Here is a 12,608-nt window from a genome sequence, read left to right on the forward strand (position 1 = left end):
ATGGCCGTTAAGAAACGGGGTCTCGGACGTGGGTTGGATGCACTGCTCAGTGGTCCTTCCGTCAGCGCGCTCGAAGAGCAGGCTGTGAAGATCGACCAGAAAGAACTGCAACATCTGCCCGTTGAACTGATCCAGCGCGGCAAGTACCAGCCGCGCCGCGACATGGACCCCGAGGCACTGGAAGAACTCGCGCACTCGATCCGCAACCACGGTGTGATGCAGCCGATCGTGGTTCGTCCGATCGACGGTAGCCGCTACGAGATCATTGCTGGTGAGCGCCGCTGGCGCGCCACCCAGCAGGCCGGTCTCGACACCATCCCGGCGATGGTGCGCGAAGTGCCGGATGAAGCCGCCATCGCCATGGCGCTGATCGAGAACATTCAGCGCGAAGACCTCAACCCGCTGGAAGAAGCCCTGGCCCTGCAGCGCCTGCAGCAGGAGTTCGAGCTGACCCAGCAACAGGTGGCCGATGCCGTGGGCAAGTCGCGGGTAACCGTGGCCAACCTGCTGCGCCTTATCTCGCTGCCCGAGGCGATCAAGACCATGCTCGCCCACGGCGACCTGGAGATGGGCCACGCCCGTGCCTTGCTCGGCCTCGAGGAAGATCGTCAGGAAGAGGGGGCGCGTCATGTTGTCGCACGTGGCCTCACCGTGCGCCAAACCGAGGCGCTGGTCCGTCAGTGGCTCAATGGCAAGCCTGATCCGATCGAACCGAGCAAGCCTGATCCGGACATCGCGCGCCTTGAACAGCGGCTCGCAGAGCGCTTGGGCTCTGCCGTGCAGATACGCCACGGCAACAAGGGCAAAGGCCAATTGGTTATTCGCTACAACTCGCTTGACGAGTTGCAAGGCGTGCTTGCTCACATCCGTTGAAACAATTCCCGTTGTAGCGCGCAGTCGGAAATCACTACCGAAGAGTTGAATAGGGGTTAATCCACCCCTATACTCTGCGCGCATTTTGTCGGCACAAATTATGCCAAGTCATAGCTGACTTGTTGGTCGACTTCCGAGGAGCAGTTGTGATGGAAATCCGCACGCCAAACCGCCTGCCTTTCCATCGCTGGGCGGTTTTTCCGGTACTGCTGGCTCAATTCGTCGTACTACTGCTGGCAACTTTGGTGTTGTGGCAGTGGAAAGGGGCGGTCAGTGGATATTCAGGCCTTTGCGGAGGTTTGATTGCCTGGCTGCCCAATGTGTATTTCGCCTGGAAGGCTTTTCGCTTCAGCGGAGCTCGGGCGGCACAAGCTATCGTCAAGTCGTTTTACGCGGGCGAAGCAGGCAAGATGATTTTGACGGCAGTGCTTTTTGCACTGACCTTCGCAGGAGTGAAGCCACTGGCGCCGTTAGCAGTATTCGGCGTCTTCGTGTTGACCCTTTTGGTCAGCTGGTTCGCGCCCCTGCTGATGAATAAAAGACTTTCGAGACCTTAGGGCGTTTGAGGCAACCATGGCAGCAGAAACCGCTTCGGGCTATATCCAGCACCACTTGCAGAACCTGACCTACGGTCAACTACCAGACGGCAGCTGGGGCTTTGCCCATTCGGCTGCAGAAGCCAAGGCAATGGGCTTCTGGGCGTTCCACCTGGACACCCTGGGTTGGTCCGTCGCGCTGGGTCTGATCTTCCTGTTCATCTTCCGCATGGCGGCCAAGAAGGCGACTTCCGGCCAACCTGGCGGCCTGCAGAACTTCGTTGAAGTGATGGTGGACTTCGTCCACGGCAGCGTGAAGGACTCCTTCCACGGCCGTAGCCCGGTCATCGCTCCGCTGGCACTGACCATCTTCGTCTGGGTGTTCCTGATGAACGCCATCGACCTGGTACCGGTCGACTGGATTCCTCAGCTGGCCATGCTGATCTCCGGTGATCCGCACATTCCGTTCCGCGCCGTGTCGACCACCGACCCGAACGCGACCCTGGCCATGGCCTTCAGCGTGTTCGCCCTGATCATCTTCTACAGCATCAAGGTCAAGGGCCTGGGCGGCTTCATCGGTGAGCTCACCCTGCATCCGTTCGGCAGCAAGAACATCTTCGTTCAGATCCTGCTGATCCCGGTGAACTTCCTGCTGGAATTCGTCACCCTGATCGCCAAGCCGATCTCCCTGGCACTGCGTCTTTTCGGCAACATGTACGCCGGCGAGCTGGTGTTCATCCTGATCGCCGTGATGTTCGGCGCCGGCATCCTCTGGCTGAGTGGCCTGGGTATCGTGCTGCAGTGGGCGTGGGCTGTGTTCCACATCCTGATCATCACGCTGCAAGCTTTCATCTTCATGATGCTGACCATCGTCTACCTGTCGATGGCTCATGAAGATAACCATTAAGACCGCCTGGCGTGTCTTGTAGCCTTCCCCGCTCGTTTGGGGGGAGGGCTTTAAAAGTCCGCAAGGGCAGCTGTACCAAACGATTTGTTTTACCGCTTCAACTTAAAAACCTAACCAATACGACGTAAAAGTCGGGAGGAAAGATGGAAACTGTAGTTGGTCTGACCGCTATCGCTGTTGCTCTGCTGATCGGCCTGGGTGCTCTGGGTACCGCCATTGGTTTCGGCCTGCTGGGCGGCAAATTCCTGGAAGGCGCTGCTCGTCAACCAGAAATGGTTCCGATGCTGCAGGTGAAAATGTTCATCGTTGCCGGTCTGCTCGACGCCGTAACCATGATCGGTGTTGGTATCGCTCTGTTCTTCACCTTCGCGAATCCGTTCGTTGGTCAGATCGCCGGCTAATCACTCGTAACCACGAGTTGATGGCTGTGATGAATTAAGACCGAGCGAGGTGTTGGCGTGAACATTAATGCAACCCTGATTGGCCAATCCGTTGCCTTCCTGATTTTTGTACTCTTCTGCATGAAGTACGTATGGCCTCCGGTCATCACTGCTCTGCAAGAGCGTCAAAAGAAGATTGCCGACGGCTTGGACGCTGCCAACCGCGCAGCTCGCGACCTGGAGCTGGCCCAAGAGAAAGTGGGTCAGCAACTGCGTGAAGCTAAAGCACAGGCAGCCGAAATCATTGAGCAAAGCAAGAAACGCGCTGCTCAGCTTGTCGAGGAAGCCCGTGACCAGGCCCGCGTCGAAGCTGACCGTGTGAAGGCTCAGGCTCTGGCCGAGATCGAACAGGAACTGAACAGCGCTAAAGACGCCCTGCGTGCCCAAGTGGGTGCCCTGGCTGTTGGCGGTGCTGAAAAGATCCTTGGCGCCACAATCGATCAAAACGCGCATGCGGAGCTGGTTAACAAACTGGCCGCTGAAATTTAAGCGAGGGCGATCATGGCAGAACTGACCACGTTGGCCCGACCTTACGCTAAGGCTGCCTTTGAGCATGCCCAGGCCCATCAGCAACTGGCCAATTGGTCAGCCATGCTCGGCCTGGCTGCTGCGGTGTCGCAAGACGACACCATGCAGCGCCTGCTCAAGGCCCCGCGACTGACGAGCGCAGAAAAGGCCGCCACGTTCATTGACGTGTGCGGTGACAAGTTCAATGCACAGGCACAGAATTTCATTCATGTTGCCGCGGAAAACGACCGTCTCCTGCTTCTGCCGGAGATTGCCGCCCTGTTCGACCTGTACAAGGCCGAGCAAGAGAAATCCGTGGACGTGGAAGTCACCAGTGCCTTCGCGTTGAACCAAGAACAGCAAGACAAACTCGCCAAGGTTCTCAGTGCACGGCTAGGCCAGGAAGTTCGCCTGCACGCGTCGGAGGATGCCAGCCTGATTGGCGGCGTCGTCATCCGCGCTGGTGACCTGGTAATCGATGGCTCTGTTCGCGGCAAGATCGCGAAACTGGCCGAAGCATTGAAATCTTGAGTTTGAAGGGGCAGCAGAGCAATGCAGCAACTCAATCCTTCCGAAATTAGTGAAATCATCAAGGGCCGCATCGACAACCTCGATGTGAGCTCCCAAGCCCGTAACGAAGGTACCGTTGTTTCGGTATCCGACGGTATCGTGCGGATCCACGGTCTGGCCGACGTCATGTACGGCGAAATGATCGAGTTCCCTGGCAGCGTATTCGGCATGGCCCTGAACCTGGAGCAAGACTCCGTAGGTGCAGTGATCCTGGGTGCCTATGACACCCTCGCCGAAGGCATGAGCGCCAAGTGCACCGGCCGCATCCTGGAAGTTCCGGTTGGTAAGGAACTGCTGGGTCGCGTCGTTGACGCACTGGGCAACCCGATCGACGGCAAAGGTCCTCTGGGCAACACTCAGACCGACGCGGTCGAGAAAGTCGCTCCAGGCGTGATCTGGCGTAAGTCGGTAGACCAGCCTGTACAGACTGGTTACAAGTCCGTCGACGCCATGATCCCTGTCGGCCGTGGCCAGCGCGAGCTGATCATCGGTGACCGTCAGATCGGCAAGACCGCCATGGCCATCGACGCCATCATCAACCAGAAAGACTCCGGTATTTTCTGTGTTTATGTAGCTGTCGGCCAGAAGCGTTCTACCGTTGCCAACATCGTTCGCAAGCTGGAAGAAGCCGGCGCCCTGGCCAACACCATCGTGGTCGTTGCCAGTGCTTCGGAATCCGCCGCACTGCAGTTCCTGGCGCCATACGCCGGCTGCACCATGGGCGAGTTCTTCCGTGACCGCGGTGAAGACGCCCTGATCGTTTACGATGACCTGTCCAAGCAGGCCGTTGCTTACCGTCAGATCTCCCTGCTGCTGCGCCGTCCACCAGGACGTGAAGCGTACCCAGGCGACGTGTTCTATCTCCACTCCCGTCTGCTGGAGCGTGCATCGCGCGTTTCGGAAGAGTACGTCGAGAAGTTCACCAACGGCGCAGTCACTGGCAAGACCGGTTCCCTGACCGCCCTGCCGATCATCGAAACCCAGGCTGGCGACGTTTCTGCGTTCGTTCCGACCAACGTGATTTCCATCACCGACGGTCAGATCTTCCTGGAATCGGCCATGTTCAACTCGGGCATCCGCCCTGCAGTGAACGCCGGTGTTTCGGTATCCCGCGTAGGTGGTGCCGCTCAGACCAAGATCATCAAGAAGCTGTCCGGTGGTATTCGTACCGCTCTGGCTCAGTACCGTGAACTGGCTGCATTCGCCCAGTTCGCTTCCGATCTGGACGAAGCGACCCGCAAGCAGCTGGAGCATGGTCAGCGCGTTACCGAGCTGATGAAGCAGAAGCAGTACGCGCCAATGTCCATCGCGGACATGGCTCTGTCGCTGTACGCCGCTGAGCGTGGTTTCCTGACTGACGTAGAAGTCTCCAAGGTCGGTAGCTTCGAGCAAGCACTGATCGCCTACTTCAACCGTGATCACGCCGAACTGATGGCGAAGATCAACGTGAAGGGTGACTTCAACGACGAAATCGACGCTGGCATGAAAGCCGGTCTCGAGAAGTTCAAGGCCACCCAGACCTGGTAAGCCGCAGCGGGGGCCCAGGCCCCCGCTTGCTAACCTGATAGGTGATACATGGCAGGCGCAAAAGAGATTCGCAGTAAGATTGCGAGCATCAAAAGCACGCAAAAAATTACCAGCGCCATGGAGAAAGTGGCGGTCAGCAAGATGCGCAAGGCACAAATGCGCATGGCTGCTAGCCGTCCTTACGCGGAGCGTATCCGCCAGGTGATCGGTCATCTGGCCAACGCCAACCCGGAATACCGCCACCCGTTCATGATCGAGCGCCCTGTAAAGCGCGCCGGTTATATCGTGGTGAGCAGTGACCGTGGTCTGTGCGGTGGCTTGAACACCAACCTGTTCAAGGCCCTGGTCAAGGACATGAACGAAAACCGCGAACAGGGCGTTGAAATCGACCTGTGCGTGATCGGCAGCAAGGGTGCGACTTTCTTCCGCATCTTTGGCGGCAACGTCGTAGCTGCGATCAGCCACCTGGGCGAAGAGCCATCGATCAACGATCTGATCGGCTCCGTCAAAGTGATGCTGGACGCCTACCTGGACGGCCGTATCGATCGCCTCTCGGTGGTTTCGAACAAGTTCATCAACACCATGACCCAAAAACCGACGGTCGAGCAATTGGTACCGTTGGTGGCAACCCCGGATCAGGATCTCAAGCATCACTGGGATTACCTGTACGAACCCGACGCAAAAGAGCTGCTGGACGGCTTGATGGTGCGTTACGTGGAGTCGCAGGTATACCAGGCGGTGGTCGAGAACAACGCTGCTGAACAGGCAGCCCGGATGATCGCCATGAAGAACGCCACAGACAACGCCGGTGATTTGATCAAAGAGCTTCAGTTGATCTACAACAAGGCGCGTCAGGCTGCGATCACCCAGGAGATCTCGGAAATCGTCGGCGGCGCTGCCGCGGTTTAACGGTTCAAAAATTCAGAGGATCCAGCTATGAGTAGCGGACGTATCGTTCAAATCATCGGCGCCGTCATCGACGTGGAATTCCCACGTGACGTCGTACCGAGTGTTTACAACGCGCTGAAAGTACAAGGCGCGGAAACCACCCTCGAAGTTCAGCAGCAGCTGGGCGACGGCGTGGTTCGTACCATTGCGATGGGCTCGACCGAAGGCCTGAAGCGCGGTCTGGATGTCGTTGACACCGGTGCTGCCATTTCCGTTCCAGTTGGTAAGGCCACTCTGGGCCGTATCATGGACGTACTGGGCAACCCGATCGACGAAGCCGGCCCGATCGGCGAAGAAGAGCGTCGCGGTATCCACCAGCCAGCGCCTTCGTTCGCTGACCAGGCAGGCGGCAACGACCTGCTGGAAACCGGCATCAAGGTTATCGACCTGGTTTGCCCGTTCGCCAAGGGTGGTAAAGTTGGTCTGTTCGGTGGTGCCGGTGTCGGCAAGACCGTAAACATGATGGAACTGATCCGTAACATCGCCATGGAACACAGCGGTTACTCCGTGTTCGCTGGTGTGGGTGAGCGTACTCGTGAGGGTAACGACTTCTACCACGAGATGAAGGACTCCAACGTTCTCGACAAGGTAGCGCTGGTCTACGGTCAGATGAACGAGCCACCAGGAAACCGTCTGCGCGTAGCGCTGACCGGCCTGACCATGGCTGAGAAGTTCCGTGACGAAGGTAACGACGTACTGCTGTTCGTCGACAACATCTATCGTTACACCCTGGCCGGTACCGAAGTATCCGCACTGCTGGGCCGTATGCCTTCGGCAGTAGGTTACCAGCCGACCCTGGCCGAAGAGATGGGCGTTCTGCAAGAGCGTATCACTTCGACCAAAGAAGGCTCGATCACCTCCGTACAGGCCGTATACGTACCTGCGGACGACCTGACCGACCCGTCGCCAGCGACCACCTTCGCCCACTTGGACGCCACCGTCGTTCTGTCCCGTGACATCGCCTCCCTGGGTATCTACCCAGCGGTCGACCCACTGGACTCGACTTCGCGCCAGCTGGACCCGAACGTGATCGGCAACGAACACTACGACACCGCTCGTGGCGTTCAGTATGTTCTGCAGCGCTACAAAGAGCTGAAGGACATCATCGCGATCCTGGGTATGGACGAACTGTCCGAAAGCGACAAGCAACTGGTAGCCCGCGCTCGTAAGATCCAGCGCTTCCTGTCGCAGCCGTTCTTCGTGGCCGAAGTCTTCACCGGTTCGCCAGGCAAGTACGTTTCCCTGAAAGACACCATCGCTGGCTTCAGCGGCATCCTCAAAGGTGACTACGACCACCTGCCAGAACAAGCGTTCTACATGGTCGGCAGCATCGACGAAGCGATCGAGAAAGCCAAGAAACTGTAATCCCGGCGCCCCGCAAGGGGCGCTAATCAGGTTGAGGCAAGCAGATGGCTATGACAGTCCATTGCGATATCGTCAGCGCGGAAGGGGAAATCTTCTCCGGCCTGGTCGAGATGGTAGTAGCGCACGGCAACCTGGGCGATCTTGGTATCGCTCCAGGCCACGCCCCGCTGATCACCAATCTCAAGCCGGGTCCGATCACGCTGACCAAGCAAGGTGGCGATCGTGAGGTGTTCTACATCTCCGGTGGCTTCCTCGAAGTGCAGCCGAACATGGTCAAGGTTCTTGCCGACACCGTACAGCGCGCTGCCGACCTGGACGAAGCTCAGGCTCAGGAAGCCCTCAAGGCTGCTGAGAACGCCCTGAATGCGAAAAGTGCGGACTTCGACTATGGTGCTGCTGCCGCACGCCTGGCCGAGGCTGCAGCTCAGCTGCGTACCGTCCAGCAAATGCGCAAGGGCAAGTAATCCGGTTCAGGCCGTATACTTCCGTTGCGATTGAGTTAAAGGGTAGCCTCGGCTACCCTTTTTCTTTTTCTGAATTCCCCTCTTCGGTCATCCCTGACCGCCTGGATTGGTAGCCAGTCAATGTCCCTTGATATCGTTATTCTCGCCGCCGGCCAAGGCACCCGCATGCGTTCGGCGCTGCCCAAGGTACTGCACCCGGTAGCCGGCAATTCCATGCTCGGCCACGTTATCCACAGCGCGCGCCAGCTTCAGCCCCAAGGCATCCACGTGGTCATCGGCCACGGTGCTGAGCTGGTACGTGAGCGCTTGGCAGCCGATGACCTGAATTTCGTCATGCAGGACAAGCAGCTAGGCACTGGCCATGCCGTTGCGCAGGCATTGCCGGCGATCACCGCCGACACGGTGCTGGTGCTTTATGGCGATGTACCGCTGATCGAACTGGAAACCCTGCAGCGCCTGTTGGCCAAGGTCAGCGACAAGCAGCTTGGCCTGCTCACCGTGACCCTGCAGGACCCGACCGGCTATGGCCGCATCGTGCGTAATGGTGAAGGACAGGTGACCGCTATCGTCGAGCACAAGGACGCCAGCGAAGCACAGAAGGCGATCAAGGAAGGCAACACTGGCATCCTGGCCATGCCGGCCGCGCGCCTGGCTGACTGGATGGGTCGCCTATCGAACAACAATGCTCAGGGCGAGTACTACCTCACTGACATCATCGCCATGGCGGTGGCCGACGGTCTGGTGGTTGCCACCGAACAGCCGCACGACCCGATGGAAGTGCAGGGCGCCAATGACCGTCGCCAGCTGTCGGAACTCGAGCGCCATTACCAGCTGCGCGAAGGCCGCCGGCTGATGGCCCAGGGTGTCACCTTGCGCGACCCTGCACGCTTCGATGTACGTGGCGAAGTGACCGTTGGTCGCGACGTGCTGATCGATATCAACGTGATCCTCGAAGGCAAGGTGGTCATCGAGGACGACGTGCAGATCGGCCCTAACTGCGTGATTAAAGACAGCACTTTGCGCAAGGGCGCGATCATCAAGGCCAACACTCACCTCGACGGCGCGGTGATGGGCGAGGGCAGCGATGCTGGCCCGTTCGCCCGCCTGCGTCCGGGCAGCGTGCTGGAAGCCAAGGCCCATGTGGGTAACTTCGTCGAACTGAAAAATGCCCACCTGGGTGAAGGGGCCAAGGCCGGTCACCTGACCTACCTGGGCGATGCCGAGATCGGTGCACGCACCAACATCGGTGCCGGTACCATCACCTGTAACTACGATGGTGCCAACAAGTTCAAGACCGTGATGGGGGAGGACGTGTTCATCGGCTCAAACAACTCCCTCGTGGCACCTGTGGAAATCAAGGCCGGTGCAACTACGGCAGCCGGTTCGACCATCACTCAGGCCGTCGAAGCCGGTGACCTTGCCGTGGCGCGTGCGCGTCAGCGCAACATCTCGGGCTGGAAGCGGCCGGAGAAGATCAAGAAAAGCTGAGTTATACACAGCCATTTCTATCGAAAGCCGACCTATGTGAATAAGTCGGCTTTTTTATTGGCCCAGGCGGCGAGTGGTCAGGAAAATTTATCCACACCTTGACGAACCGGTCATCTTAGGTTTTGATTGCAACCATTATCTTTCGAATCGAAACTTAACCGCCCATGTCGAAACGTAACACCCCCCAGCGGCGTCACAACATCCTGGCCCTGCTCAGCGAGCAAGGCGAAGTGAGCGTGGATGCCTTGGCCAAGCGTTTCGAAACGTCGGAAGTGACTATTCGCAAGGACCTTGCCGCGCTGGAGGCCAACGGCCTGCTGCTGCGCCGCTACGGCGGTGCGGTGCCAGTCCCGCAGGAGATGCTCAGCGAACCTGCGCAACCGGTCTCTGCCTACAAGAAGGCTATCGCCCGTGCAGCGGTTGGCCGTATCCGCGAGCATGCGCGGATCATCATCGACAGCGGCAGCACCACCGCCGCCATGATCCCGGAACTGGGCCGCCAGCCCGGCTTGGTGGTGATGACCAACTCGTTGAATGTGGCCCGCGCCATCAGCGAGATCGAGCACGAACCGGTGCTGCTGATGACCGGCGGTACATGGGACCCGCATTCGGAGTCGTTCCAGGGCCAGGTCGCCGAGCAGGTACTACGCTCTTACGATTTCGACCAGCTGTTCATTGGTGCCGATGGCATCGACCTGCAGCGCGGCACCACCACCTTCAATGAGCTCCTTGGCTTGAGCCGAGTGATGGCCGAGGTGGCCCGGGAAGTGATCGTGATGGTCGAGTCCGACAAGGTCGGGCGCAAGATCCCCAATCTCGAGCTGCCCTGGGGCAGCGTGCACACCCTTATTACAGACGAACGCCTGCCCGCAGCGGCACGCGAACAGATTCAAGCCCGCGGCATCAACCTGATCTGCGCCGCGATCAGCCAGGAGCAATAACCATGTGTGGAATCGTTGGTGCCGTAGCCGAGCGCAACATCACTGCCATTCTCATCGAAGGCCTCAAGCGTCTTGAGTACCGTGGGTACGACAGTGCCGGCCTGGCCGTCTACACCCAGCAGGGCGAACTGCAGCGCCGCCGTCGCATCGGCAAGGTCGCCGAACTGGAGGCGGCTGTTGCTGCCGAGCCGCTGAACGGTCAGCTGGGCATCGCCCATACCCGTTGGGCCACCCATGGTGCACCGACCGAAGGCAATGCTCACCCGCATTTCTCCGGTAGCGAAGTGGCCGTTGTTCACAACGGCATCATCGAGAACCACGAAGAGCTGCGTGAAGAACTCAAAGGCTTGGGTTATGTCTTCACCTCGCAGACCGATACCGAAGTTATCGTGCATCTGATCCACCACACCCTGAAGACCATTCCGGACCTGGCCGATGCGCTGAAATCCGCAGTTAAGCGCCTGCACGGAGCCTATGGCCTGGCACTGATCAGCGTGAAACAGCCTGACCGCCTGGTCGCCGCGCGCAGCGGTAGCCCACTGGTGATCGGCCTGGGCCATGGCGAGAACTTCCTGGCTTCCGACCAATTGGCCCTGCGCCAGGTCACCGACCGCTTCATGTACCTGGAAGAAGGCGACATTGCCGAGATCCGCCGCGACCAGGTGAAGATCTGGGACCAGGCTGGCAAGCCGGTACAGCGTGAAACCGTGAGATACCACGAAGGCACCGAAGCCGCCGACAAAGGCGCCTATCGCCACTTCATGCTCAAAGAGATCCATGAGCAGCCGACCGTGGTCCAGCGCACCCTGGAAGGCCGCTTGGGCAAGGACCACGTGATGGTCCAGGCTTTCGGCCCGCAGGCTGCCGAGCTGTTCGCCAAAGTGCGCAACGTGCAGATCGTCGCCTGCGGTACCAGCTACCACGCCGGCATGGTCGCCCGTTACTGGCTGGAAAGCCTGGCTGGCATTCCTTGCCAGGTCGAAGTGGCCAGCGAGTTCCGTTATCGCAAGGTGGTGGTGCAGCCAGACACCCTGTTCGTCTCGATCTCCCAGTCCGGCGAAACCGCCGACACCCTTGCCGCCCTGCGCAATGCGAAGGAACTGGGTTTCCTCGGTAGCCTGGCCATTTGCAACGTCGGCATCAGCTCGTTGGTACGTGAGTCCGATCTGACCCTGCTGACCCTGGCTGGCCCGGAAATCGGCGTGGCTTCGACCAAGGCCTTCACCACTCAGCTGGTTTCGCTGATGCTGCTGACCCTGGCCCTGGGCCAGGTGCGTGGCACCCTCGAAGCGGGTGTCGAAGCCGGGTTGGTGGAAGAGCTGCGCCGCCTGCCAGCGCGCCTGGGCGAGGCCCTGGCCATGGACAGCACCGTGGAGAAAACCGCCGAGCTGTTCGCCGACAAGCATCACACCCTGTTCCTCGGCCGTGGTGCGCAGTACCCGGTGGCCATGGAAGGTGCGCTGAAGCTCAAGGAAATTTCCTATATCCACGCCGAAGCCTACCCGGCCGGTGAGCTCAAGCACGGCCCGCTGGCGTTGGTGGACAGCGACATGCCAGTGGTGACCGTGGCGCCGAACAACGAACTGCTGGAGAAGCTCAAGTCCAACCTGCAGGAAGTGCGTGCCCGTGGTGGCGAGCTGGTGGTGTTCGCCGACGAGAACGCCGGCATGAGCAACGGCGAAGGCACCCACGTGATCAAGGTGCCGCATATTGCTGACGAGCTGGCGCCGATCCTCTACACCATCCCGCTGCAGCTGCTGTCGTACTACGTGGCCGTGCTCAAGGGTACTGATGTCGACCAGCCGCGCAACCTGGCGAAGTCGGTGACGGTGGAGTAAGCGTTTTTCTATCTGCAAGAACGTTGTGTTTTTGAATAATAAAGTTTGTCACAAAACAATAAAGGTTGTCACAACGTAATAAAGGTTGTCACAAGGCTGGCTTCGACCGCACATCGGACCGGAGCCAAGCCCTGGAGATTCGGGTGACAATCCCCTACGCATCGCTGTGACTGTTGTCCTGGCTGAGCCCGCTCTCTGGCGTGT

At 59.2% G+C, this 12,608-nt stretch carries 13 protein-coding genes; all 13 read left to right on the forward strand.

Annotated features, from left to right (window positions below; all coding sequences use genetic code 11):
* The 13 genes from BGP85_RS13225 to glmS all read left to right on the forward strand — a co-directional run bounded on the left by BGP85_RS13225 (nt 1) and on the right by glmS (nt 12,404).
* Entirely contained in the window at nt 1-873 is an 873-nt protein-coding gene (locus tag BGP85_RS13225) for a ParB/RepB/Spo0J family partition protein (protein ID WP_103448394.1), read from the forward strand.
* Nucleotides 874-1,022: 149 nt separating this feature from the next.
* A complete protein-coding gene (locus BGP85_RS13230) occupies nt 1,023-1,430 on the forward strand; it encodes a F0F1 ATP synthase subunit I (protein ID WP_008092225.1) in 408 nt (135 codons plus the stop codon).
* A gap of 16 nt (nt 1,431-1,446) precedes the next feature.
* Nucleotides 1,447-2,316 (forward strand): F0F1 ATP synthase subunit A, encoded by an 870-nt coding sequence (gene atpB / locus BGP85_RS13235; RefSeq protein ID WP_103448395.1) that lies wholly within the window; start codon nt 1,447-1,449, stop codon nt 2,314-2,316.
* 143 nt (nt 2,317-2,459) lie between these two features.
* Nucleotides 2,460-2,717, forward strand: a complete 258-nt coding sequence (gene atpE / locus BGP85_RS13240; protein WP_003097235.1) for a F0F1 ATP synthase subunit C — start codon at nt 2,460-2,462, stop codon at nt 2,715-2,717.
* Nucleotides 2,718-2,774: 57 nt separating this feature from the next.
* A complete protein-coding gene (locus BGP85_RS13245) occupies nt 2,775-3,245 on the forward strand; it encodes a F0F1 ATP synthase subunit B (RefSeq protein WP_027917106.1) in 471 nt (156 codons plus the stop codon).
* Between the two features lie 12 nt (nt 3,246-3,257).
* Nucleotides 3,258-3,794 (forward strand): F0F1 ATP synthase subunit delta, encoded by a 537-nt coding sequence (locus BGP85_RS13250; RefSeq protein WP_003253191.1) that lies wholly within the window; start codon nt 3,258-3,260, stop codon nt 3,792-3,794.
* A gap of 21 nt (nt 3,795-3,815) precedes the next feature.
* Nucleotides 3,816-5,360 carry a F0F1 ATP synthase subunit alpha gene (gene atpA / locus BGP85_RS13255; protein ID WP_060507759.1) on the forward strand — a complete coding sequence of 515 codons (1,545 nt, stop codon included), beginning with the start codon at nt 3,816-3,818 and terminating at the stop codon, nt 5,358-5,360.
* Nucleotides 5,361-5,408: 48 nt separating this feature from the next.
* On the forward strand, nt 5,409-6,269 hold the full coding sequence (gene atpG, locus BGP85_RS13260; protein ID WP_013974905.1) for a F0F1 ATP synthase subunit gamma: 861 nt from the start codon (nt 5,409-5,411) through the stop codon (nt 6,267-6,269).
* Between the two features lie 27 nt (nt 6,270-6,296).
* The gene (gene atpD, locus BGP85_RS13265) at nt 6,297-7,673 is read left to right on the forward strand and encodes a F0F1 ATP synthase subunit beta (RefSeq protein ID WP_008092236.1); all 1,377 of its coding nucleotides are present in this window, start codon (nt 6,297-6,299) and stop codon (nt 7,671-7,673) included.
* A 44-nt stretch (nt 7,674-7,717) separates the two neighbouring features.
* On the forward strand, nt 7,718-8,137 hold the full coding sequence (locus BGP85_RS13270) for a F0F1 ATP synthase subunit epsilon (protein WP_103448396.1): 420 nt from the start codon (nt 7,718-7,720) through the stop codon (nt 8,135-8,137).
* Between the two features lie 120 nt (nt 8,138-8,257).
* Nucleotides 8,258-9,625 (forward strand): bifunctional UDP-N-acetylglucosamine diphosphorylase/glucosamine-1-phosphate N-acetyltransferase GlmU, encoded by a 1,368-nt coding sequence (glmU, locus tag BGP85_RS13275; protein ID WP_103448397.1) that lies wholly within the window; start codon nt 8,258-8,260, stop codon nt 9,623-9,625.
* 164 nt (nt 9,626-9,789) lie between these two features.
* Nucleotides 9,790-10,566 (forward strand): DeoR/GlpR family DNA-binding transcription regulator, encoded by a 777-nt coding sequence (locus BGP85_RS13280; RefSeq protein ID WP_054884856.1) that lies wholly within the window; start codon nt 9,790-9,792, stop codon nt 10,564-10,566.
* 2 nt (nt 10,567-10,568) lie between these two features.
* A complete protein-coding gene (gene glmS, locus BGP85_RS13285) occupies nt 10,569-12,404 on the forward strand; it encodes a glutamine--fructose-6-phosphate transaminase (isomerizing) (RefSeq protein WP_103448398.1) in 1,836 nt (611 codons plus the stop codon).
* Nucleotides 12,405-12,608 lie beyond the last annotated feature (204 nt).

This window comes from Pseudomonas putida (assembly GCF_002906855.1).
In the GTDB taxonomy this organism is placed as follows: domain Bacteria; phylum Pseudomonadota; class Gammaproteobacteria; order Pseudomonadales; family Pseudomonadaceae; genus Aquipseudomonas; species Aquipseudomonas putida_N.

Excerpts from the sequence above, each read along its gene's own strand:
- atpD (WP_008092236.1), top strand. The coding sequence starts at position 6,297 with ATGAGTAGCGGACGTATCGTTCAAATCATCGGCGCCGTCATCGACGTG.
- BGP85_RS13230 (WP_008092225.1), top strand. The coding sequence starts at position 1,023 with ATGGAAATCCGCACGCCAAACCGCCTGCCTTTCCATCGCTGGGCGGTT.
- BGP85_RS13270 (WP_103448396.1), top strand. The coding sequence starts at position 7,718 with ATGGCTATGACAGTCCATTGCGATATCGTCAGCGCGGAAGGGGAAATC.
- atpB (WP_103448395.1), top strand. The coding sequence starts at position 1,447 with ATGGCAGCAGAAACCGCTTCGGGCTATATCCAGCACCACTTGCAGAAC.
- atpG (WP_013974905.1), top strand. The coding sequence starts at position 5,409 with ATGGCAGGCGCAAAAGAGATTCGCAGTAAGATTGCGAGCATCAAAAGC.
- BGP85_RS13280 (WP_054884856.1), top strand. The coding sequence starts at position 9,790 with ATGTCGAAACGTAACACCCCCCAGCGGCGTCACAACATCCTGGCCCTG.
- glmS (WP_103448398.1), top strand. The coding sequence starts at position 10,569 with ATGTGTGGAATCGTTGGTGCCGTAGCCGAGCGCAACATCACTGCCATT.
- glmU (WP_103448397.1), top strand. The coding sequence starts at position 8,258 with ATGTCCCTTGATATCGTTATTCTCGCCGCCGGCCAAGGCACCCGCATG.
- BGP85_RS13225 (WP_103448394.1), top strand. The coding sequence starts at position 1 with ATGGCCGTTAAGAAACGGGGTCTCGGACGTGGGTTGGATGCACTGCTC.
- atpA (WP_060507759.1), top strand. The coding sequence starts at position 3,816 with ATGCAGCAACTCAATCCTTCCGAAATTAGTGAAATCATCAAGGGCCGC.
- BGP85_RS13250 (WP_003253191.1), top strand. The coding sequence starts at position 3,258 with ATGGCAGAACTGACCACGTTGGCCCGACCTTACGCTAAGGCTGCCTTT.
- atpE (WP_003097235.1), top strand. The coding sequence starts at position 2,460 with ATGGAAACTGTAGTTGGTCTGACCGCTATCGCTGTTGCTCTGCTGATC.